Origin of the sequence: Pedobacter sp. Hv1 (genome assembly GCF_001412215.1) — a bacterium.
Lineage (GTDB): Bacteria > Bacteroidota > Bacteroidia > Sphingobacteriales > Sphingobacteriaceae > Pedobacter.
The window spans coordinates 356,322-379,398 of record NZ_LLWP01000002.1; the positions used below are offsets into that span (position 1 = coordinate 356,322).

Sequence of the window (23,077 nt, forward strand, 5' to 3'; positions counted from 1 at the left end):
ATTTTTTGTTTTGGTTATTTCATAATGTGCGTAACAATAGCTAATTTTCAACAATTAAATTATTCATGAATTTCGATTATAATACAACGCGTAGCGATTTAATTTTGGCAGAATATGGTCGTAATGTGCAGAACATGGTGAAGTACATTATTGATTTACCCACTAAAGAAGAACGCAATAAATATGCACAGGCAGTTATTGATCTGATGGGTTTTTTAAACCCTCATTTACGTGACGTTGCCGATTTTAAACATAAATTGTGGGATCATCTCCATATCATTTCCGATTATAAGATTGATGTAGATAGCCCCTACCCTAAACCTTTGCCAGAGGCAGCACAGTTTAAACCTGATCATATCGGCTATCCTCAGCAAAAAATCACGTACAAACACTATGGTAAAACGGTTGAAAAACTGATTTCGAAAACCATGGAAGAAGAAAATCCTGAGCGCAAATCTGCTATGGTACAAGGCATTGCCAATTTTATGAAAATGGCCTATGTACAATGGAACAAAGACAATGTGGCTGATGAGGTGATTCTTAAAAACCTACGTGAGCTTTCTGGAGGCAACTTAGAACTGGAAGAAAATGTAAACTTGCAAAAAGTTGAATTTAGACCTCAGGCCAACAGACAGAACAACAATAATAACCGTGGTCGTCAAAACAACAACAAAGGTCGCCAGAACAACAACAATAACAACGGGCGCCAACGCAATAACAACCCGAAACAAAGACACTAAAAAACACTTGTTATTTTAAATAAGGAGTAGATAAATATATACAGATGAATGCATTCGAAATTATAGGTGGTAAGAAGTTAAAAGGCGAAATTACTCCTCAAGGAGCTAAAAATGAAGCTTTACAGATCTTATCGGCCGTTTTATTAACCGATCAAAAAATTACCATCAGCAATATTCCTGATATCAAAGATGTAAACAAACTGATCGAATTATTGGGAGATTTAGGCGTTACCGTTGAACGCATTAACAAAGACACTTATACTTTCGAAGCCAAAAACATTAACCTTGATTTTTTCCAATCTGATGCTTTTAAAGCAAAAGGAGGAGGTTTACGCGGCTCTATCATGATTGTTGGTCCATTATTGGCCCGCTTTGGTAAAGCAGCAATTCCAAAACCAGGTGGCGATAAAATTGGTCGTAGACGTTTAGATACCCACTTTATTGGTTTTGAAAAACTAGGTGCAAAGTTTGTTTACGATTCTAAGAAAGCATTTTTCAATGTTGATGCCACCAATTTAAAAGGTGCTTACATTTTATTAGACGAGGCATCTGTAACTGGAACAGCCAATATTGTAATGGCAGCGGTTTTAGCCAAAGGTACTACCACTATCTATAACGCTGCTTGCGAGCCCTATTTACAACAATTGTGTAAAATGCTGAATCGCATGGGTGCACAAATTTCTGGTATCGGTTCTAACTTATTAACCATCGAGGGCGTTAAAAAACTAGGCGGAACTGAACACAGGATGTTGCCAGATATGATTGAAATTGGCTCTTTTATTGGTTTAGCTGCCATGACAGAGTCTGAAATTACGATCAAAAATGTGTGTTATGATGAGCTTGGTGTAATACCAGAGGTTTTCAAAAAACTGGGCATCAAGTTAGAACGCAGAGGCGACGACATTTATGTCCCATCTCAAAAACATTATGAAATTGATACTTTTATTGATGGTTCAATTTTAACTATTGCCGATGCGCCTTGGCCAGGATTTACACCAGATTTATTAAGCATTGTGCTGGTAGTAGCCTCACAAGCAAGAGGTTCTGTACTTATCCATCAAAAAATGTTCGAAAGCCGTTTGTTCTTTGTCGACAAATTGATAGATATGGGTGCACAGATTATTTTATGTGATCCACATCGTGCTACGGTTAATGGTATCGACAAAAAATATAAACTTCGCGGAATTAGCATGACATCTCCTGATATCCGTGCTGGGGTTTCCTTACTCATTGCTGCATTATCGGCAGAAGGAACGTCAACCATTTACAACATTGAACAAATTGAAAGAGGTTACCAAGATATCGATATCCGTTTACGTGCATTAGGTGCGCAAATTAAACGGGTAGAGGGCTCTGGTCCAAGTCATTAAAGATGACAGACCATAACGCCATCAGAAAAGTATTAAATTATAGATCATTTGCATTTATATATTTAATACTTTTTTTTTGGATCAGTGGTTGTAAAAATTCTACCCCCGAAGCAGAAGGCAAACAGATTGATGAAGTCTTAAAATACAAAGATCTTGATCCAATTACCGATTCGTATATTGACACCTTAAACGCTCTTCGAAAACATATCGGTAAAAAAGACATCAGTCGACTAGTTAAACTGTATCAGATCAAACAGTTATACACTAGGGCAAATCTAAAAAAAGTAGATCAAGCTAATCTTTATGCAGATAGCGCCATTGCTCTTTTTAACGACCCAGATCTTATTGCTGAGAACAAAACAGCTTATTTAGAAGCCTTAATTTCGAAAGGAGATGCTTTATATCTCTCTAATAAATATACTCAGGCGGTTTTATATTATTTAGAGGCACGATCTTTTAGAAAGAAAAATCTTGATAGCTGCCACAATCGGATATTAAGTGTACGTTTAGGCAATGTGTACTATGTGCAAGGTAAATTTACCAAATCGGCCAGTTGTTACAAAGAAGGCTACGAATTGGAAAAAACCTGTAACAGCAATACCAATCCGTTAAAGAAATTTTATGAAATACAGGGTTTATTGAACAATATTGGCTTTTGTTATGAGCGAGCCAACCTGTTAGATAGTGCCCAATACTTTTATCAAAAGGATTTAGAGCATATCGAAGCCTCAAGAACTAACCCTAAAATTAGCATTAAAGCCTTAAATGATGCGGCCACTATTGTATTAGATAATTTAGGTAGTGTTTACCTTAAAAAAGGAAATTTGGTTAAAGCCGAAGAGTTATTACAAAGAAGTATTGCCACTAAATACTCAGGAGATACCAGTGTAAATATTCCGCCACTCATCAAATTAGCTAATTTATATACGCAGAAACACAATTATAAAGCTGCTGAAAAAGCATTTAGTCAAGCCAATACGCTTTTAATCATATCGCCAAATGCAGACTTAGAAGCGAAGTGGAATAAAATTAGATCGCAATTTTATCAACAACAAGGTCAATTTAAGTTGGCTTATAACGCCCAACAACAATACCTGCTATTGCGAGATTCTATTGAAAGAGATCACGCTAAACTTGCTTCTATTGATGTAGAGAAAGATTTTACCAATTTAGAGCAAAATTATAACCTTCAAACTTTAGAGAAAAAAGACGCTACCAAAAGTATCTATCTCATTTTTATTGCATTTCTGCTATTGATGGTAATCATTATTGCCTTTTTAATGTTCAGAAATATTAAACTGGCTAGAAAAAGTAGTCAAATTATTGAACGCCATAATCAAACATTACAAGAAACCTTATTAAAATTGGAAGATGCCAATCAAAATTATGTAAGGGTAATGAAGGTAATGGCGCATGACTTGAGAAACCCATTGAGTGGTATTGCCGGAATTTCATCTTTTTTAATTGAAGACCATCAACCTGTTGATGAAAAAGCTTCTTTAGAAATCATCAGAGCATCTGCAGATAATGCATTGGGCTTAATTAATGAACTACTTAATTCTATTTTGCCAGCCCACGGTGCTGAAAGCATAACTTTTAAAAAAGAAAGATTCAATATCAAACTATTGCTACAGCAATGTATTTCGCTGCTAAGTTTTAAAGCAGACGAAAAACACCAAAACATAGTGCTTGAAACGCATGAAGACTTTTATGTGCATGCAGATGCAGATAAGTTATGGCGTGTATTTAACAACATTATTGTAAATGCAATTAAGTTTAGTCATGAAAGATCTACCATCGCAATTGATATTAAAGATGGAGCAGATCAGCTTGTTATTAAAATAAGCGACACTGGCATTGGTATTCCTAAAGATTTTGAAGAACGGGTTTTTGATATGTTTACCGAAACCAAACGTTCTGGAACAGCCGGAGAAAAGCCTTATGGCTTAGGTCTATCTATTTCTAAACAGATTGTTGAGGGCCATAATGGTAAAATTTGGTTTGAGGCCAATCCAGTCGGCGGCACCATTTTCTTTATCCAACTGCCTAAATAAAAAAACGCCATAGATTGTAGTCCATGACGTTTTTTTGTATGAATGTCTGATTATACTACTAACCAGAAATTGCTTCTATAATATCATATTGGGTAATGATTTCGAACTTTCCTTGCTCATCTTCTACCAATACGGCACTGTTATCTTTATTGATCATCGAAGATATTTTATCAATTGAAGTATTTAGGTCAACAAAAGGCAAAGATGCGGTCATAATTTCTTTTACAGAACTAGACTTTAGAGATGGATTTTCTAATAAAGCTTCCAATACGTTACTTTCTGTAATCTTACCAATTACCATTCCTTGTTGTGTAACAGGCAATTGAGAAATACTCAATGTTTTCATGATATTGATTGCTTCAACAATTGTTTTCTCACAATCTAAGGTAACTACTTCTTGGTTAGAGCGTTTGGCAATAATAGAGCGGGCTGTTAATTTTTCATCTTTTAAGAAACCACGTTCACGCAACCAATCTTCATTGTACATTTTGCCCATATACCTACTACCGTGATCATGAAAAATAACCACCACCACATCTTCTGGTTTTAATTTATCTTTCAATTGCAAAAGACCTGCAATTGCAGAACCTGCAGAGTTACCCGCAAAAATACCCTCTTTTCGAGCAATATCTCTAGTCATTAAAGCGGCGTCTTTATCCGTTACTTTTTCAAAAAGGTCAATGATATCGAAATTCACATTTTGTGGCAAAAAGTCTTCTCCAATACCCTCAGTAATGTAAGGATAGATCTCGTCTTTATCTAAAATGCCTGTTTCCTTATATTTTTTGAATACTGAACCATAAGTATCAATACCCCAAATTTGAATGTTTGGATTTTGCTCTTTTAAATATTTTCCAGTTCCAGAAATTGTTCCTCCGGTACCTACACCTACAACCAGGTGTGTAATTTTGCCTTCGGTTTGTTTCCAAATTTCTGGCCCAGTTTGCTCATAATGCGCTTGGCTGTTTGATAAATTATCGTACTGGTTAGGTTTCCAAGAATTAGGTACCTCACGTTCTAAACGTGAAGAAACTGAATAATAAGAACGCGGATCTTCTGGGTCTACGTTAGTTGGACAAACAATTACCTCGGCGCCAAAAGCACGTAAGGCATCAACTTTTTCTTTAGATTGTTTATCTGTTGTGGTAAAAATACATTTGTACCCTTTAATAATAGCAGCCATTGCCAAACCCATTCCGGTGTTACCAGATGTACCTTCAATAATGGTACCTCCTGGTTTCAGTTTTCCACTTTTCTCGGCATCTTCTATCATTTTTACCGCCATACGGTCTTTAATAGAATTTCCGGGATTGGTTGTTTCAATTTTAGCTAAAACCGTAGCCTGAACATCTTTAGTAATGTTGTTTAATTTAACCAATGGCGTGTTACCAATGGTTTCTAAAATATTATTGTACCACATGCTACAAAAGTACGCAATGACAATAAGTATTTTATAACTTAATATTTATTCGGAACTTAATTTCTTAAAAATAGAATACAAAAAATAATATTCTATAATCTAGTTAATTAGTATACTAAAAATGCTATAAAATTACGACAGCTTATATATTTTACCGGGCAACGAAACCAGTACACCTTGCATTTCTAAGGTTAATAATACAATGGCCAATTTACTTTGGGGCAAATCTGCTTTTAAGGCGAGCTCGTCAATACTTAAAGCTGTTTGGCTAAGCATATTTACTATTTTTTGTTCGTCTGGTGTTAAATGAAGTGGCAACTGCGCTTGGATATCTACTTTTTTCAATTTTTCATCGTCCCAACCTAAATAATAAATCAGGTCTTTGGGGTCATTGATCAGCCCTGCCCTATTGGTTTTGATCAGAAAGTTGCATCCGGCAGAAAATTCATCATTTGTACGGCCTGGAAAAGCATATACATCCTTATTATAGGAATTGGCAATTTCTGCGGTAATCAGTGCACCTCCTTTTAAAGAAGCTTCAACAACAATAGTTACATCGGCAATGCCTGCAATTATGCGGTTTCTTTTTGGGAAATTCTCTCGATCTGGACTTGTGCCTGGCAAAAATTCCGTTAATAAGCCTCCATTGTGTACCATTTTCTTGGTCAATTCTTTATGTATAGCAGGGTAAATCCGGTCTAAGCCATGCCCTAGTACACCAACCGTTGGAATATCGTTATTTAAACTCTCTTTATGCGCAATGGCATCTATGCCATGTGCCAAACCACTCATTACAACTACATTATAGGGCTGTAAGGTTTCTACCAACTGTTTACAGAGTTGTTTACCATAGTTTGTGGCTTTTCGTGTACCTACAATACTTACAATTCTGGTATGGTTTAAGTTGGCTGTACCTTTATAATAGAGCAATAAGGGTGCATCATAACAATTTCGCAATCTTTTCGGATAATTATCATCGGCATAAAACAAAACTTCGATGTTGTTCTTTTCAATAAATTCTATATGCGTTTGGGCTTTTTCTATGGCATTGTGCTGCAAAATAGCATTGGCAATCTTTTCGCCTATACCCTCTGTTTTCAATAGCTGATTTTTATCTGCAGCAAAAACAGCTTCGGCAGTACCAAAGTGAATCAGAAGGTTTTTAGCCAACATAGGTCCCACTCCTTTAATTAAACTCAACGCTATTTTGTGTATTAAACTCATTTAAACTAATGTAAGTATTTAATTTTTGATATCTAAATGAATTTTATTTAACTGTAAATCAATAAATTAAAACCAAACTACAAAAATAGTTTGTCAACTATAAAAATAGTCGTACATTTAAATTAACAACAAAGAAAAAAGTATAATGAGAGAGTTAACAAAAGCAGAAGAACAGGTCATGTTAATCCTATGGGAAATGAAAGAAGGCATTGTAAAAGATGTCATTGATCAAATGGATCCTCCTAAGCCGGCCTATAATACCGTATCTACTGTAATCAGGGTTTTAGAAACCAAGGGTTTTATTGACCATAAAGCTATTGGCAATACCCATATCTATTTTCCGATCATTAGTGAAGAACAATACAAGCATTTTGCTTTTGATAAAGTAATGAACAACTATTTTGAAAACAACTATCAGAGCTTGGTTTCTTTTTTGGTAAAGGAGAAAAACATGGACATGCAAGAGCTTGATGAATTAATAGCAATGGCCGAAAAACTTAAAAACAGAAAATAATGGACTGGTTATACTACTTGCTCGAGGCAAATTTATACTTACTTGTTTTTTATGTTTTCTATCGTTTGCTTTTGCAACATGAAACATTTTATAACAGTAACCGCTACTATTTGTTATTAAGTAGTATAACTGCTTTTATATTACCTATTTTACAACTTGGTTATTTAAAACCTACCCCAGTTATAACAAATGTGGCCTACCCCATGCCCACATTAGCAGGCGAAGGCATTACAACGGTGAATTTAAACCTTGTAGAGGAACCCTTTAAATTTACCGATTATCTTTATCCTGTTTATTTGCTTGTTGCATTGGCTTTTGCTTTTAAATTGGCCTTTAGCCTTTCTAAAATTGTTAAACTTTGGCTAAGTGCTAAAAAACAGCGCAAAGGCTTAATTACATTGGTAGAGTTAAATGATGGTAGCGCTGCTTTTTCATTCTTTAATCTCTTATTCATCCACCCAAAACTTGCAGAAAAACAAGCCGTTCTGAAACACGAAATGGTACACATTCAGCAAAAACATAGCTTCGATATCTTATTTTTCGAGCTCTTACAGATCATTTGCTGGTTTAACCCTATCCTCTATTTCATTAAAAAAGACATCAAACTTTTGCACGAATATATTGCAGATGAGTTAACAACCAGTAGTGATATCCAAAAACATGAGTATGCCATGTTTTTAATCGAAAACTCTTTTGGAGTTGCACCAAACCCATTAACGAACCAAATTTTCAATCAATCAATATTAAAAAGGAGAATTAACATGTTAAACAAAAAACGAACAGCACGATGGGCCAAGCTCAGGTTGCTACTGGTTCTGCCACTTGGCGGGGCAATGCTTTGTACTTCTACTATGGCATTTACCAAAGATTATGGTTTTGTAGATTTGCTTCCGGAGAAAAGCGAATCTGTAAACCTTGCTTTGCAAGATGTGCCGCCAACTACACTCAAATTATCAGCTGTAAAAGAAGTGCCGGTTAAACAGGCTAAGATGACCTGGGCCAATAGTTTCATCCCATTATTAATTACCGATAGTAAAACACGTAAAATTAGGTCTGTAGAAAAGAGATACATTGTAATCAATGGCAAGAGAATCGACAATTTGAATACCTTTTATGGCGTTACCAACATCCAAAGTAAAAAAGAGCTCAATGCTGGTCAAGCAATCAAAAAATATGGCGATGAGGCCAAATTTGGAGCAGTAGAAATTAATGGAAAGGAGATCAAATGGATCAAAACCCCTGCAGATGGGCCTCCTCCACCAACTATGGACCAAATCAAATTCCCTCCTCCAGTTGTAAAACCTGACGTACAGACCAGTTTTCAGCCCAAACATCGATACAATAAAAAACTGAATCAAATGGTTAATACAGATCAGCGTTACATCATTGTTAATGGAGATCCAATTACAAACAATAGCACTTTCCACGGTGTTACCGAAACCGAAAGTGTCAGTTACCTTAGTCCGGTTGAAGCCATTAAGGTATATGGAATTGAAAGAGGGAAAAACGGCGCTGTTGTGATTAAGGGCAGTAAAGTTAAATACATTACCGAAGTTAAGGTTCCACCTACAGTAGAGTCATTAGCCATACAAGAAGTTAGAATTTCTCCAATGCCTCAATCAAAAAAGGGCTCAAAACAAAAAATAGATACTGTTAAGCTCTATACACAACCAATAAAAAACGGAGTAAAAGAAGTACCTACCAAACGTGTGAATGAGGATATGGCCAAGCTGATACTGAAACTACCTGCGGTAACAGTAGCTGGCAAAGAAGCTAATCCTGAAAAAGAACAGCGCAAAAAAGAAGACGTAGCTAAATTGATCCAAAAGTTACCCGCTATTACCGTAGGTGATAAACCAGCCACCTATAAAATCAAAGCGGATCAGAAATTACCTGATGAAGAGATTTTTAAATCGATCCAAAAACTACCGAGCATCACAATAGATGACAAAACTATCAAGCAAGAAATTAAAGCAGATCAAAAAAAACTACCCTCTGTTAAAATTATTGGCAGTTCGATGACCCCTGTAGGTCAAAAGAATCGCTAAAATTGAGTTCACCAACAATCCTTTTAAATCTTTAAGTCTAAGTTTTTAGGCTTAAAGATTAATGGCTCCAAGTATTCATTTAATTTCTTTCTGCCTTATGTTCAATTATATTTTCGGTTATCTACTGAGCCCATTCTGCTTGCTTGGTATTTTAGGTCAAGATCAAACCAATGTTGTTCAAAAGAATCACCAGATCGTATTGGTTTTCGATAAAAACCCTGCTGCTGTTGAACCTAAACAAGGCTTATTTTACACTCCCAACCAAATAAGGTATTATGGGAATGATTTGGTCAGAGCTGAAATAAAACTCAACAATAAGACAAAAGTTGATACCATTAAAATAAACACCGCTCAAGAAACATTACCAGTTGATCTCTTTCACAATTATGTAACGTTCAACTATCATTTTAAACAGGGCGATACAGTCTTTTTCACTTTTAAAGATGATGTTCCATTGGTAACCAAGATCAATAGACCAACCAAACCATTTGACCTGAACTTTAGCTTAGTGGCAAAAAAAAGGTTTAATGAACCTTTAAAAAGCGATAATTTGTTTCGCTTTGACAAACCAATTCCTTTAGCGCAACAATTTAATAAGCTGTATACAAATTATATGATCCGTAAAAATTACCTGGATTCATTAAAAAAGGAAGATCTATTATCAACCACTCTTTATCAAGTTTATAGCCAACAGTACAAATACACCAATTTTTTAAGTACAGTGCTTTTTGAGCAACGGTTTAAACCGCTCTTACAAACCATCCCAGAGCAATTTTCTATAGAGGATGTGATCAATAACGATACTTTATTGTATAACGATTTCTTTATTCAGTTTTTAAATTGGCGTTATTTATGGGGCGATCAACTTGCTGTACCCAAAATTGTAAAAGCGCAATCAAGGAGTATTGACTACAAAATTGCCTACGAAAAAGTAAAAGTCAGTGTACAGAATGAGTTGGTAAAAAACTACATTCTTTTCTTCTGCCTCCAAAAAATATACGAAGAAGATAGCAAAATCAACTTCAACAGCTATTTAGCCAAATTTAAAAGTGATGTAAAAGACGATCGTTTTAACGATTACCTGAAAAACAATTTTGATGATTACCTACTGCAATCGACTGGATCTACCCTATTGGGCAATCTATCTAAAAGTAAAAAGATAGAATTTTCGGCCTTATTGAACAGCCTTAAGGGCAATGTAGTGTACGTAGACCTTTGGGCCAGTTGGTGTGCACCTTGCCGGGCTGCCATGCCTGCCTCAAGAGCGCTTAAACAGGCCTATACAGGCAAAGCAGTTAAGTTTGTATATATTTCTATGGATACACAATTTGCCAACTGGGCCAAAGCTGCCAGCGACGAAAAGTTAACGAATGATCCTTATAGCTTGATTATGTTCGATAGCAAAAATGCGGCTTTGCCTAAACAGCTTAAAATGGCGGCTATCCCCAGGTACCTGATCTACAACAAAAGGGGACAATTGGTTTACCAAAATGCACCTGGACCAGATGGAACAGATATTAAAAGTATCTTGAATAAGTTTTTAATGCAGAATTAGCATTTACTGCGGAATGTAAACCACATATTTGGTTTCAAAAAACGATTCATCAAAATAGCTTGAAAGTGGATATAATTCTGCTTTCAGCTTTGATTCTTTGATTTCTTCAGTTAAATCGCCACCTTTTAAATAGAGGATCCCGTTTTGGATGGCATTTTTATTTTCTTTGGCAAATTTACCACGAATCCAAGGGTAAAAGTCGATTAACCTAGTTACTGCCCTAGAAACTACAAAATTATATTTATCGGTAACCTGCTCTGCTCTTAAATGGCTTGCTTTTACATTCTTAAGACCCAAAGCTGCAGCAACCTCTGAAACTACCTTGATTTTTTTACCAATAGAATCTACCAAATGAAATTGTGTTTCTGGAAATAGAATGGCCAAGGGAATACCCGGAAAACCACCACCAGTACCTACATCTAGCACACTTTCGCCCGCTTTGAAACTACAGAATTTGGCTATACCTAACGAATGTAAGATATGGCGTTCGTACAGCTCATCGATGTCTTTTCTAGAGATGACATTGATCTGTGCATTCCAAAAGCTATACAGCTCGTACAATTGCGAAAACTGGGCAATTTGTTCTTCGGTTAAGTCTTTAAAATATTTTAAAATGAGATCAGGTTTAACTTCAGACATAATGAGGTTGGGTTATTTCCACTGTACTTTTTTAACAAATATAGATAGAAAGCTATTAAACACTACAAAAACAAACAAAATGATGTCTAATAATGGAAACCACCACCTTAATTCGCCATAATTTAAGCGTTTTAGCAAACGTGGATAGATCAGACACCTTACAATAAGGCTCAATACAAAAACACCTATGGCCAAGTATAAGGTAGCTTTAAAACACAACAAAGCAATGGTAAAAGCATAAAACAAAAAATAGGCTATCGCCTGGATCGCTAACATCAGTTTATGCCCCGACTTATATAATACCTTAGCACCTTTCTGTACTTTCTTTTCTCTTAAATAAGCAATTAACGAAGTTTTAGGTTCGCCCCATACTTGGGCTTCTTTATTGATCTGGACTTCGGTATTGTTGCGGTTTCCGTTTGAATTTACAAAAAGATCATCATCACCAACTGCAATGTGCATGTGTGCTGCAAATCCTTTATTTTTAAAAAACAAAGATTTTTTATAGGCTAAATTTCTACCTACGCCCATATAAGGCTTTCCTTTTAAGGCATAAGCCAAGTAGTTCACTGCTTTAAAAAATGTTTCAAAACGGATCATTACATTTAAAAATCCACGTTTTTTCATTAGTGGAGCATAACCGATTACAATTTCGGTACTTTCTGCTGCTGGTTGCTGCATGCCCATTAACCAATTGGCAGAAGCTGGCTCACAATCTGCATCGGTAAGCACCAACCAATCGTAACTCGAGGCTTTAATACCCATGGTTACTGCAAATTTTTTGCCTGCAATAAACTTGTCTCCTTCGGCAACGGTAACCACTTTCAGTTGGGTATATTGCTTGGCTAACCTTTCTAAAAGATCGTCGGTACCATCCCAAGACCTATCGTTAACCACAACTACCTCAAAATTTGGGTAATTCTGATTGAATAGATTAGGCAGGTATTTTTCTAAACTTTTAGCTTCATTTCTGGCGTAAACTATAACACTAATAGGGTTTAGGGCATTTTCTGGAATACTTTGAACCTTTGTTGATGCCAATTTTAAGTGCACAAATAGACTAAAATACAGCTGAACCAGAAAACAAAAAATTAGGGCGCCGAGCAGGCTAGTCTCTATGATATTTAATTCCACGATGGTATTTTTGAAAGCTAGCAAATGTCTCATTTTTAATCTACAATGTGGCTTGTTGTTGATAAAAAAACCGAAAAAGGAGCAAATTAATCGGCGATCAATCGGATACTGATAAGATTAAAAGGTTAAGCACGAAAACAAGCACCAACAAAGCCGCCCATCTTATACCCGATAAAAGGAATATTCTTCCTATTTTTGACAGATTTTTGAAGAGGAATAAATTAGATATGAAATTTACTTTACAGGCAAACGATCCGTTGTCTAAAGCCAGAGCGGGAACAGTTACAACTGCACATGGCGATATAAAAACACCCATTTTCATGCCTGTAGGTACAGCTGGGACGGTAAAAGCGGTACACCAAAGAGAGCTTAAAGATGATATTAAAGCTCAGATTATATTAGGAAACACCTATCATTTATACCTTAGGCCGGGTTTAGACATTATTGAACCTGCTGGTGGATTGCACAAATTTATTGGCTGGGACAAACCCATTTTAACCGACAGTGGTGGTTATCAGGTGTATTCTTTAAGTAAAGTTCGAAAAATTAAAGAAGAAGGGGTTACTTTCCGTTCGCACATTGATGGTTCAAAACATTTGTTTACACCAGAATACGCCATGGATATCCAAAGAACCATCGGGGCAGATATCATTATGGCCTTTGACGAATGTACGCCATATCCATGCGATTATAAATACGCTGCCAATTCTATCAACATGACCCACAGGTGGTTGAAACGTTGTTGCCATCGGGTAGATACCACTGAACCTAAATATGGTTTTGAACAAACCTTATTTCCAATTGTACAGGGTTCTGTATACAAAGATTTGAGGGTAAAATCTGCCGAATTTATAGCTTCAATGAACCGTGAGGGCAATGCCATAGGTGGTTTATCTGTGGGCGAACCTGCAGAAGAAATGTATGGAATGACAGAAGTTGTTTGTGATATTTTACCTGCCGATAAGCCAAGATACTTAATGGGAGTTGGTACGCCAATCAATATTTTAGAGAATATTGCGTTAGGTGTAGATATGTTTGATTGTGTTATGCCTACCAGAAATGCCAGAAATGGGATGCTTTTTACCAAAAATGGCATGATCAATATCACCAATAAAAAATGGGCTAACGATTTCTCTCCTATTGATGCTGACAGCGACCTGCATGCCGATCAAGTTTACAGCAAGGCCTATTTAAGGCATTTAATGCACTCTAAAGAGATGTTAGGCGCCCAAATTGCCACTTTACATAACCTCCATTTTTATTTATGGTTGGTAAATGAAGCCAGAGAAAAAATCATTTCGGGCGAGTTTTACGCTTGGAAAAACAAAATGGTAACTATATTAGGGAATAAATTATAGATGAATCTCTTTAAGCGGCGTTTAAAAATCATTGATGCTTTTATTATTGGCAAATACCTAGGTACATTTTTATATACCTTAGTATTGTTCGTCATTATTATTGTCATTTTTGACCTTTCGGAGAAATTAGATGATTTTTTAGAGAACGACTTAAGCGCTTGGCAGGTACTAACGCAATATTATGCAGGTTCTATCCCATATTATGTGAACATGCTTTCGCCATTGATCAACTTTATTGCGGTGATCTTTTTTACCGCAAAAATGGCCGATCAAACAGAAATTGTACCTATTTTAAGTGGTGGCGTAAGTTTTAATCGCTTTTTAAGACCTTATTTTATCTCTGCTTTTATCATTTTCACCGCCAATCTCATCTCAAACCTTTACATTCTTCCTTATACCAATCAGATCAAGAACAACTTTGAGAATGTATATGTGAAAAAGAACGATCCCTTTACCAAGTCGAATATCCACATGAAACTGGATAGCAATACCTATATCTATATTGATAATTTCGATAACAAAACCAATATTGGCTATCGATTTTCGCTCGATAAGTTTAAAGGAGATGTATTGCGCAAAAAATTGATTGCCGAGACCATTCAATGGGATTCTTTAAAAAGACAGTGGAAATTGTCTAATTATACCGTTCGTGATATAAACGACCTTAAAGAAAACATGATTAGTGGAATGTCTTTAGCTAAAGACACCATCTTAGATATGCGTCCAAATGACTTTTCTGCTTATGACAACGTCTTTGAAAGCATGACCAACAAAGAATTAAGTGATAAGATTAAAAAAGAGAAGACCAGAGGTTCTGGTATTATGAGCGACTTGCTTTTTGAGCAATATAAACGTTGGTTCCAGCCTTTATCTGCCTTTGTACTCACCTTAATTGGGGTTGCCTTGTCTTCTCGTAAAGTTAGAGGCGGCGTTGGTTTACCTTTGGGATTGGGTATATTTTTCAGTTTTGTTTATATAGTAATCAATCAATTTGCAAAGATGTTTTCTACAAAAGGTGGTCTTCCACCGCTTGCCGCAGCATTGATCCCGACCTTATTTTTTGGCCTTTTGGGCTTTTATTTGCTGAGAAGGGCGCCTAAGTAGTAAGTTGTAAGTTAAAGGTTGAAGGTTAAAAGTTCTAAGTTGCAGGTTAAAGGTTTAAAGCCGCTTAACTTCGGAACCCCAACTTTGTGTCTTTCGGACTAACAATTTCCTGATTAACAACTTTCTGACCAATGAAACAATAAAATAAATGGAAGAGGTAAGATGGAAAATGGGTGGAAAGTTGAAAGTGTAAAGTTATAAGTTGCGGGTTACGAGTTAAAAGTATTCACAAAACGTGATGTTTGTTAAGGATATTCACAAAATTGGGATGCTTCACTGAGTTTTTATATTAAGTACTAATTAACCAACAGCTTGATCTATTTACTATTTCCAATTCCCTATTTACTATTCCCTACTGACTAATTAACCAGCCTGTCTTTATACTTTGTACTAACTACTTTATACTATTGAATCTATTTCCTATTTCTTACTTGAACTAATGAGCTAGTGAACGAACAACTTCGTCTATTTCCTATTTACTATTCCCCATTCCCTACTTAAATCACTAACGAATAACTAGCAATACCTCATGAAATTTATCCAATCTAAAGACAATAAAAACCTTCTCATTCTACATTTAACAGTTTTTATCTGGGGCTTTACAGGCATCCTAGGAGCACTTATCTCTATCAATGCAGTACAAATGGTATGGTATAGGGTATTGATTGCCAGTATCAGCTTATTTGTCTATTTTTTGTTATCTAAAACAAGTATTAAGATCAGCAGAAAACAATTTTTACAGTTCTTTTTTACTGGAAGTATAGTGGCTGCACACTGGATCTTTTTCTTTCATTCTATTAAGGTTGCGAATGTTTCTGTTGGCTTAATTTGCCTTTCTTCTGTTACCTTATTTATAGCCATTTTAGAGCCTTTAATAAAGAAACAGCGCATCTCAAAAGGAGATATTTTTATTGGTTTAGTGATCATTTTAGGTATTTATTTGATCTTTAAATTTGAGACCAATTACACCACAGGCATTATATTTGGCCTATTAGCTGCCCTGGCTGCAAGCCTATTTTCGACCATTAATTCTACATTTGTACAGCATACCAATCCAAGTATTATAGGTTTTTATGAGCTTACCGGAGCTTTCTTTTGGATTACGATTTATCGTTTTTTTGACCAAAGTATATACACTGAAACGTTTAATTTAAGTGTAACCGACTGGTTTTATTTAATGGTATTAGGCACCGTTTGTACGGCTCTTGCCTATGTTGCCGGGGTAGGTGTAATGCGAACTTTGTCTGCTTTTAGGGTGGCATTGATCACCAATCTTGAACCTGTTTATGGTATTGTTTTAGCCTTCATTTTATTCGGTTCAAAAGAGCAAATGACAGGTGGTTTTTACCTAGGTTCGCTCCTTATTTTGGCGGCAGTCTTCTGCTATCCGGTTTACAAAAGAAGAAGAAATAAGGCCTAACATTTCCCTTTCATCGAACGGGTTTTCGATCAAAAAACCAGCACTACTTATGTTATAAAACGACGGTATATCAAGTCTGATATTGGCCTTAATTTACAAGACAAATGCTAGCCTATACCCAAGGGTAGGGGATAGGAAATCGCCTCTCATTTTTGTCACAAAACTGGCAGTAAACACCCCTCTAACTACCTTCCTTTTTGAACCTCAAAACAGCAGTATTTAGCAGCTCTTTTTACCCACCATAAAACCTTCATTTGGAATGTAAAAAGAAGCCTAAAATAACCGAAATAGCTGCGTAATTTCGCCTATTTTCTTTAGCTATAGCATGCAAATTTTCACAAGCTTTTCAACAAAACCGTATACATGTTAAAAAAATTAAGCAAAAAAAATGCTTTAAAAACGACTTAATAAGTGTACCTTAACAACAGGTTTTAAAATCTTCATAAAGTAAAACGAAATGATCCTTTTAAAGCCTAAAAATTCAAATTTATATCAAAAAATAAAGGATTTTACAGATTTATATAAAAATTATATTTTATTAAAAATCAATAACTTAATAAACATAGTTTAAATTAAAAAATCACCTCAATTAATTCTTTAAATTGTTTAAAAACTAAAAATATTAGCAAACCATTACAATGACACCAATAAAACAACATATAAAAATGAAAATCAGCATATTAAGTTGTTTTATTTTAAGCTTTATATCACATACCTGTTTTTCGCAAATTTTCGACAGTGAACAAAACCCACTTAGTGTAAAATGGAGGCAAATAAATAATGGGGGCTTTAAAATCATCTACCCTACCGAGCTAGAAAAAGACGCTCAAAGAATGGCCAATACCATTGGCTTTATTTACCCTTATGTAGGTGCCAGTTTAAATCGTCAAAAAACCACCATTCCAATCGTGTTTCAAAACCGTGGAATGCTGGCAAATGGCTTTGTTCAATTGGCCCCAAAAAAGTCGCAATTTAACACCACTCCACCGCAGCAATTTGACAGTCAAGATTGGCTCAATAATTTGGCTGTTCATGAGCTGAGGCATGTGGCACAATTTGACAAAATCACCAACGGAAAATCACTCTTTCTTTCTGAAGAAATTTACTTTGCCTACATGGGCATTACCATACCAACTTGGTTCTTCGAAGGAGATGCGGTAAGTACCGAAACATCGCTCACCAATGCGGGTAGAGGAAGGCAGCCATCTTGGATCATGCCCTTTAGAACTTCACTCCTAAATGGCCAGAAATTTTCTTATTCAAAAGCTTACTTTGGTTCGGCCAAAGACCAAACACCGGGCTACTATCAACTCGGGTATTTATTGACTTCAAACTTGAGAGCAAGCTTTGGCAAAAACATTGTTGATAGCTTGATTACCGAAATCAGAAATCACCCACTTCGTTTTTATCCTTTTTCGCAAACGCTAAAAAAAATCACAGGCTTCAACACCAATGCTTACTACAAAAACACAATCGAAAAATTGCAAAGAGATTGGCAGGCACAAGACCAACAAAACCAAAGTGAAAATTACAAGAGCCTGAACAAGGCTGCGAAATATGTAACCAATTATTACCTGCCTACAGAAATTGCCCCCAACCAAATTCTTACCCTTAAACAAAGCAAATCAACACCACCAGCTTTTGTTGTGATTGATGCTGATGGCCGTGAAAAAAAATTAACCGAAATTGCTTATCAAGAACAGGCTTGGTATAGTTACGCTAACAACCTTTTGGTTTGGGATGAGATTAGGTTCGACCCTCGCTACAAACAACGCAGCTATAGCGTAATCTGCAGTTACGACCTCATTACCAAAAAACGTAAACAACTTACTTTTAAAAGCAGGCTGTTCTCTCCTACGCTTTCCGGCGATGGCAAAAAATTAATCGCCGTACAGATTGATCTGAGCAACAAATGCAATTTAGTTGCAATTGACCCACAAACTGGAAACATTATTCAAACTTACCCAAATCCAACAAACCTAATCTTACAAACACCAGCACTTAACCAAGATGGCTCTCAACTCACTTATGTATCCGTAAGTGAAAAAGGGAAAGCACTTTGGTTGTTAACTCAGGATGGTAAAACTGAGCAATTGATTCCAGAGAGCAATCAGCAATTAGGCAGGCCAGTATTTATTAACGACCAGATCGCATTTAACGCTCATTTAAGCGGCGTAAACAATATTTACAACGTAAGCCTTGCTTCAAAAAAAATAACGGCGCTAACGGCCGCAAAATACGGCGCCTTTAATGTAAGCTTATCCTTAGACCAAAAATCTATCTTTTTTAACAACTTCCAATTAACGGGATATGATGTGGCCAAAAGTCCTTTAGTAGAAAAAGAAGTCCAAGCTGATCATTTTGTTTATTTTGGAGCGGCTGCCGAAAAACAAGAGCACACTGGCAATGTTTTTGAAAAAGTACCTGACAGCATTTTCGAATCGAAGCCTTATCGCCCGATGGCCAATCTATTTAATTTCCATAGTATAAGTCCAAATATTGACGAAAATGACAGACCGGGCTTAAGAATCAAATCTAACGACCTGTTGAACAACCTTGATCTGTATGCTGGATTTAGTTACAATAATGATTTAAGAAAAATGGAGTACAACGCAGGTTTTAATTTCAAAAGCCTCTATCCTATTTTCAGCATCACTTATAAAAACAGACCAAGATCATCATTTTATAAAGTTAAAGAAGACATCAAACAAGCCAATTGGAGAGAAAATTACATCGACCTTAAAGCCAGCTTACCTTTGAGTGTTAATGCCTATAATAATAATTTTAGCTTATTTGCAGAAGTTAACACCAGTTACACCATCAGAAATTTCAATACCACAGAAGCTTCGTTGTTTAGTAGAACAATTAAATTTCCGATGAATTACCAATTGGTTTTGGGCCATAGCTTAAGAACCGCAGAGCGAGATATTGCTCCTAAATTTGCACAGACCATTAGCTTAAGTTATTTCAACTTACCATTTGATCAGAACCGGAAAGGACAACTTTTTGCTTTTGGAAGTTATTTTTACTTTCCTGGCCTAGCCAAAAACCATTCGTTTATGGCTAGCTTCAATTACCGAAAAGCAAGTGGCACATTTACCACAAATAACGAAATTACTACGGTTTACGGTTACAACCAGATTAAAGCAAAGAGTGAGCTGAAGAATACTTTTTTATTGAACTATCGTTTTCCAATTGCTTTTCCCGATGCTGAGATTGGTTCTTTGGCTTATATCAGGAATATTAGAGGGGGTATTTTTAGCCATTACGAAAACATTGGCCATGAAACTAATTTAACCCAACCCAAAACTTATGGTTTCGAATTACGCAGTAGTTTAAACCTTTTACGCTATCAGCCTGTTGTTGATTTAGGCGCAAGAGTTATCTTTGTCAATAAAACCTACAATCAAAACCCTATATTAGAATTCATTTTTAACTATAGTTTTTAAGCTTATGAAAACCAAAACCATTTTTGTGATTGCTGTTACCGCATTGTTGACTATCTTTTTAATGGTTAATCGTGAGGCTGTAGACTTCGATTTTATTATTGTTGACAATGTGCCCATATCAAAACTTGTGGTAATTGGGGTTTGTATTGTGATTGGATTTATTCTTGGTTTTTTAGTTGGTAGACCGAAAAAGACAGTGAGCAGCTACGATCCGGAAATTGAAAAAGGTTATACCGCAACAGAAAACAAATCTACGTTAAGCGACGAGGATAGGGATTATATTAGCTAGGTAGTTCATTAGTCATTAGTTCAATCGTTCATTAGTTTAAGTAGGGAATAGGGAATTGTAAATAGAGAATAGATAGTTCATTACTTTAAATCAGAAAAGCAACACCCTTGTCAATTAAACCTGATTGAAGCGAGCACGAAGCCGCAGGCGAAGTAAAGCGGAAAGCAGGGCTCATTTTGCCAAGAACTACTAACATTCGTTTCCTCATTTATTAAAAACATTTGTTATTCTTTATTCAGAAAAGCAGTACCTGTGGCGTTTCGCTTCCAATAGTCCCGCTGTACGCTTTACTGCGTGCCGCTGCCATCGGGTTTAGCTAACAGAAGACAGTACCTCTTTTGAACTTTGACTTGTCCTAGCACAATACCTTGTCAATTAAACCTGATTGGAGCGAGCACGAAGCCGAAGGCGAAGTAAAGCGAAAAGCCTGCCTACCGCAGGCAGGCAGGACTGTGTTGGCCAAGAACTACTGACATTCGTTTCCTGATCCATCTGTTATTGAGATGTGAAATTTAAGTACCAAGTAGGGAATAGTGAATTGGAAATAGGGAATAGGGAATAGATTAGGTTATTGGTTCATTAACTTAATTGTTCATTAGTATCATTTGTTCATTCGATCCCCAACTATTTCCTATTCCCCATTTTCTATTTCATTATTAGTGTAATTAGTCAGATGTGTGAAGTCGGAGGTTAACAGATTTGAACCTTTTACACATTACCTGCAACTCACCACTGTCACATATAGCTAAGTTTAACAAAGTATCAAAATCTTCTATCAAGAGGTTTTCGACAGGCTCAGACTGACAAGAGTATAATTTATTTTTTAATTAAGTAGGGGTAAAAACCTAGATCGTTGTCATACTATCAAATTACAAAAACAACATTCAATTATTCAAAGTGAAAATTATGAAAACTAACAAGTTTTATTTAATGGCTGCTATTCTAATGGCAACAGCAGGTGCAGTAAAAGCACAAACGGTAGATTTTGGTATAAAAGCTGGTTTAAACTATGCTACAATGCCAACTAGCTTAAAGAGTGTAACCAATAAAGAAGGAAAAGTAGGTTACAATTTCGGTGCATTTGCCAGAGTAGGCAAAAACCTTTACTTTCAACCAGAATTTAACTATGTAACCTTTAAGAGTGCTTATAACTATGCCTCAAACAGCTATAAACCTAAATTTCATCAATTAAATTTACCTCTTATGGTTGGTTATAAGATCATCAATACTGAAGCACTCAACTTTAGAATTTCGGCAGGCCCTGATATCAACTATACCCTTAACAAAGCAGAAGGCCCAGCAGGGTTTGATTATAAAAAGCTAAACGCTGGTGGGGTAATCAATGCCGGAGTTGACATTGGCAACCTAACCATTGATGCAAGATACAGCAGGGGTTTAACAAAAATCAACAAGGGGCTAGATACAAAAACAGGCTTATTTAACCTTTCTGTTGGTTTAAAAATATTTTAAGCTAACATTTTCAAGAAAAAGAAAAGGGAGCACAGTACTGTGCTCCCTTTTTGATATAGCTTCTTTATTTTATATGCTTGTAAAGGATTCTTGCCAACAATTAACTGTTTAAAGCACCTTCAATATCTGCTAAAATATCATTGATATGCTCTAAACCAATTGATAAACGCACTGAACCTTGCTCAATACCTACTTCTAAACGTTGTTCTTCTGTTAGTTTACTGTGTGTACTGGTTGCTGGGTGTGTAGCAATTGAACGGGTATCGGCCAGGTTGGCAGAAATAGAGAACATTTTTAGTCCATCTATAAACTTGCGAGCCCCTTCAACCCCTCCTTGTACAACAATGGTTACAATACCACCACCTTGTTTCATCTGCTTTTTAGCAATCTCATATTGTGGATGAGAGGCTAAGAAAGGATACTTCACCAATTTAATTTTTGGATGGTTTTCTAAATACTCAGCAACTTTTAAGGCATTTTCGCAATGTCTGTCCATACGCACAGCCAAGGTTTCTAAACTTTTAGATAAAACCCAAGCATTAAAAGGCGATAAGGAAGGACCACTGTGGCGTGCAAAATTCATTACTTCTGTAATTAAGGCTTTACTACCCAAAATAATACCACCTAATACACGGCCTTGTCCGTCTATATATTTTGTAGCCGAGTGGATAGAGATATGTGCACCTAATTTAATGGGTTGTTGTAGGTAAGGTGTAGCAAAACAATTGTCAACCACCAATAACACATTGTGTTTTTTGGCCAAGCCAGCTAAAAACTCTAGGTCAATAATATCGATCCCTGGGTTTGATGGGGTTTCTACAAATATGATTTTGGTATTAGGCTGAATTAAAGCTTCCCAATCTTGAGGTTTATCCAAATCGGCATAATCGAAAGTTACCCCCCATTTAGAAAATACATTGGTAAGTAACTGATGGGTAGAACCAAAAACCGAACGACTGGAAACAATATGATCTCCACTTTTCAAAAAAGCACCAAATGTGGTAAAAATAGAGGCCATACCCGTAGCTGTAGCAAAGCCGTCTTCTGCTCCTTCTAAAAGACACATTTTCTCTATAAACTCTGAGGTGTTGGGATTAGAATAGCGACTGTATACATTGCCTTCTTTTTCATTTGCAAAAAGTGCACGCATTTCTTCCGCATCGTCAAACTTATAGCTTGAGGTTAAATAAATTGCAGAAGAATGCTCTTTGTGGCTACTTCTTTCTGTTTGTGTACGGATAGCAATGGTTTCGAAGTTTTCGGATTTCATATTCTGTAGTATCAAGTAT

The 23,077-nt window shown here is 36.1% G+C and carries 17 protein-coding genes; 12 read left to right on the forward strand and 5 right to left on the reverse strand.

All coding sequences use genetic code 11. The features are described from left to right. Positions 1-65 precede the first annotated feature (65 nt). From AQF98_RS05835 to AQF98_RS05845, 3 genes are read left to right on the forward strand one after another with little or no spacing between them, the layout of a single operon-like run. Positions 66-740, forward strand: a complete 675-nt coding sequence (locus AQF98_RS05835) for a DUF4290 domain-containing protein (RefSeq protein ID WP_055130980.1) — start codon at positions 66-68, stop codon at positions 738-740. Between the two features lie 44 nt (positions 741-784). Next, on the forward strand, positions 785-2,110 hold the full coding sequence (murA, locus tag AQF98_RS05840; protein ID WP_055130981.1) for a UDP-N-acetylglucosamine 1-carboxyvinyltransferase: 1,326 nt from the start codon (positions 785-787) through the stop codon (positions 2,108-2,110). A gap of 2 nt (positions 2,111-2,112) precedes the next feature. Then, entirely contained in the window at positions 2,113-4,164 is a 2,052-nt protein-coding gene (locus AQF98_RS05845) for a tetratricopeptide repeat-containing sensor histidine kinase (protein WP_055130982.1), read from the forward strand. 58 nt (positions 4,165-4,222) lie between these two features. On the opposite strand, the gene AQF98_RS05850 is transcribed toward AQF98_RS05845, so the two are convergent. Both AQF98_RS05850 and dprA read right to left on the reverse strand, forming a co-directional pair. Then, positions 4,223-5,584, reverse strand: a complete 1,362-nt coding sequence (locus AQF98_RS05850; protein WP_055130983.1) for a pyridoxal-phosphate dependent enzyme — start codon at positions 5,582-5,584, stop codon at positions 4,223-4,225. A 132-nt stretch (positions 5,585-5,716) separates the two neighbouring features. After that, positions 5,717-6,808: a DNA-processing protein DprA gene (gene dprA, locus AQF98_RS05855; protein WP_055130984.1), complete on the reverse strand. Its 1,092-nt coding sequence runs from the start codon at positions 6,806-6,808 to the stop codon at positions 5,717-5,719. 145 nt (positions 6,809-6,953) lie between these two features. On the opposite strand from dprA, the gene AQF98_RS05860 reads away from it, so the two are divergent. From AQF98_RS05860 to AQF98_RS05870, 3 genes are all read left to right on the forward strand, one after another. Next, entirely contained in the window at positions 6,954-7,322 is a 369-nt protein-coding gene (locus AQF98_RS05860) for a BlaI/MecI/CopY family transcriptional regulator (RefSeq protein WP_055130985.1), read from the forward strand. A gap of 203 nt (positions 7,323-7,525) precedes the next feature. Then, positions 7,526-9,370, forward strand: a complete 1,845-nt coding sequence (locus AQF98_RS05865; protein ID WP_161805848.1) for a M56 family metallopeptidase — start codon at positions 7,526-7,528, stop codon at positions 9,368-9,370. A gap of 97 nt (positions 9,371-9,467) precedes the next feature. Continuing rightward, positions 9,468-10,925, forward strand: a complete 1,458-nt coding sequence (locus AQF98_RS05870; RefSeq protein ID WP_055130987.1) for a TlpA disulfide reductase family protein — start codon at positions 9,468-9,470, stop codon at positions 10,923-10,925. 3 nt (positions 10,926-10,928) lie between these two features. On the opposite strand, the gene rsmG is transcribed toward AQF98_RS05870, so the two are convergent. Both rsmG and AQF98_RS05880 read right to left on the reverse strand, forming a co-directional pair. Next, positions 10,929-11,564, reverse strand: a complete 636-nt coding sequence (gene rsmG, locus AQF98_RS05875) for a 16S rRNA (guanine(527)-N(7))-methyltransferase RsmG (RefSeq protein ID WP_055130988.1) — start codon at positions 11,562-11,564, stop codon at positions 10,929-10,931. A 12-nt stretch (positions 11,565-11,576) separates the two neighbouring features. Next, positions 11,577-12,605, reverse strand: coding sequence for a glycosyltransferase (locus tag AQF98_RS05880; protein ID WP_235524172.1), 1,029 nt, complete (start codon positions 12,603-12,605; stop codon positions 11,577-11,579). A gap of 320 nt (positions 12,606-12,925) precedes the next feature. On the opposite strand from AQF98_RS05880, the gene tgt reads away from it, so the two are divergent. From tgt to AQF98_RS05910, 6 genes are all read left to right on the forward strand, one after another. Next, positions 12,926-14,056: a tRNA guanosine(34) transglycosylase Tgt gene (gene tgt, locus AQF98_RS05885; protein WP_055130989.1), complete on the forward strand. Its 1,131-nt coding sequence runs from the start codon at positions 12,926-12,928 to the stop codon at positions 14,054-14,056. Continuing rightward, the gene (locus AQF98_RS05890) at positions 14,057-15,160 is read left to right on the forward strand and encodes an LptF/LptG family permease (protein ID WP_055130990.1); all 1,104 of its coding nucleotides are present in this window, start codon (positions 14,057-14,059) and stop codon (positions 15,158-15,160) included. Between the two features lie 529 nt (positions 15,161-15,689). After that, positions 15,690-16,580 (forward strand): DMT family transporter, encoded by an 891-nt coding sequence (locus AQF98_RS05895; RefSeq protein WP_055130991.1) that lies wholly within the window; start codon positions 15,690-15,692, stop codon positions 16,578-16,580. Between the two features lie 665 nt (positions 16,581-17,245). After that, positions 17,246-20,029 carry a hypothetical protein gene (locus AQF98_RS05900; RefSeq protein ID WP_235524173.1) on the forward strand — a complete coding sequence of 928 codons (2,784 nt, stop codon included), beginning with the start codon at positions 17,246-17,248 and terminating at the stop codon, positions 20,027-20,029. 4 nt (positions 20,030-20,033) lie between these two features. Beyond that, positions 20,034-20,318 (forward strand): LapA family protein, encoded by a 285-nt coding sequence (locus tag AQF98_RS05905; protein WP_055130993.1) that lies wholly within the window; start codon positions 20,034-20,036, stop codon positions 20,316-20,318. 906 nt (positions 20,319-21,224) lie between these two features. Continuing rightward, complete coding sequence (locus AQF98_RS05910) at positions 21,225-21,788, forward strand: porin family protein (protein WP_055130994.1); 564 nt, start codon at positions 21,225-21,227, stop codon at positions 21,786-21,788. A gap of 100 nt (positions 21,789-21,888) precedes the next feature. On the opposite strand, the gene AQF98_RS05915 is transcribed toward AQF98_RS05910, so the two are convergent. Next, positions 21,889-23,058: a PLP-dependent aspartate aminotransferase family protein gene (locus AQF98_RS05915; RefSeq protein ID WP_055130995.1), complete on the reverse strand. Its 1,170-nt coding sequence runs from the start codon at positions 23,056-23,058 to the stop codon at positions 21,889-21,891. Positions 23,059-23,077 lie beyond the last annotated feature (19 nt).

Bases quoted from the DNA above. Each gene is read 5' to 3' on its own strand.
- AQF98_RS05835 (WP_055130980.1), top strand. From the start codon at position 66: ATGAATTTCGATTATAATACAACGCGTAGCGATTTAATTTTGGCAGAA.
- murA (WP_055130981.1), top strand. From the start codon at position 785: ATGAATGCATTCGAAATTATAGGTGGTAAGAAGTTAAAAGGCGAAATT.
- AQF98_RS05845 (WP_055130982.1), top strand. From the start codon at position 2,113: ATGACAGACCATAACGCCATCAGAAAAGTATTAAATTATAGATCATTT.
- AQF98_RS05850 (WP_055130983.1), bottom strand. From the start codon at position 5,584: ATGTGGTACAATAATATTTTAGAAACCATTGGTAACACGCCATTGGTT.
- dprA (WP_055130984.1), bottom strand. From the start codon at position 6,808: ATGAGTTTAATACACAAAATAGCGTTGAGTTTAATTAAAGGAGTGGGA.
- AQF98_RS05860 (WP_055130985.1), top strand. From the start codon at position 6,954: ATGAGAGAGTTAACAAAAGCAGAAGAACAGGTCATGTTAATCCTATGG.
- AQF98_RS05865 (WP_161805848.1), top strand. From the start codon at position 7,526: ATGCCCACATTAGCAGGCGAAGGCATTACAACGGTGAATTTAAACCTT.
- AQF98_RS05870 (WP_055130987.1), top strand. From the start codon at position 9,468: ATGTTCAATTATATTTTCGGTTATCTACTGAGCCCATTCTGCTTGCTT.
- rsmG (WP_055130988.1), bottom strand. From the start codon at position 11,564: ATGTCTGAAGTTAAACCTGATCTCATTTTAAAATATTTTAAAGACTTA.
- tgt (WP_055130989.1), top strand. From the start codon at position 12,926: ATGAAATTTACTTTACAGGCAAACGATCCGTTGTCTAAAGCCAGAGCG.
- AQF98_RS05890 (WP_055130990.1), top strand. From the start codon at position 14,057: ATGAATCTCTTTAAGCGGCGTTTAAAAATCATTGATGCTTTTATTATT.
- AQF98_RS05895 (WP_055130991.1), top strand. From the start codon at position 15,690: ATGAAATTTATCCAATCTAAAGACAATAAAAACCTTCTCATTCTACAT.
- AQF98_RS05900 (WP_235524173.1), top strand. From the start codon at position 17,246: ATGAAAATCAGCATATTAAGTTGTTTTATTTTAAGCTTTATATCACAT.
- AQF98_RS05905 (WP_055130993.1), top strand. From the start codon at position 20,034: ATGAAAACCAAAACCATTTTTGTGATTGCTGTTACCGCATTGTTGACT.
- AQF98_RS05910 (WP_055130994.1), top strand. From the start codon at position 21,225: ATGAAAACTAACAAGTTTTATTTAATGGCTGCTATTCTAATGGCAACA.
- AQF98_RS05915 (WP_055130995.1), bottom strand. From the start codon at position 23,058: ATGAAATCCGAAAACTTCGAAACCATTGCTATCCGTACACAAACAGAA.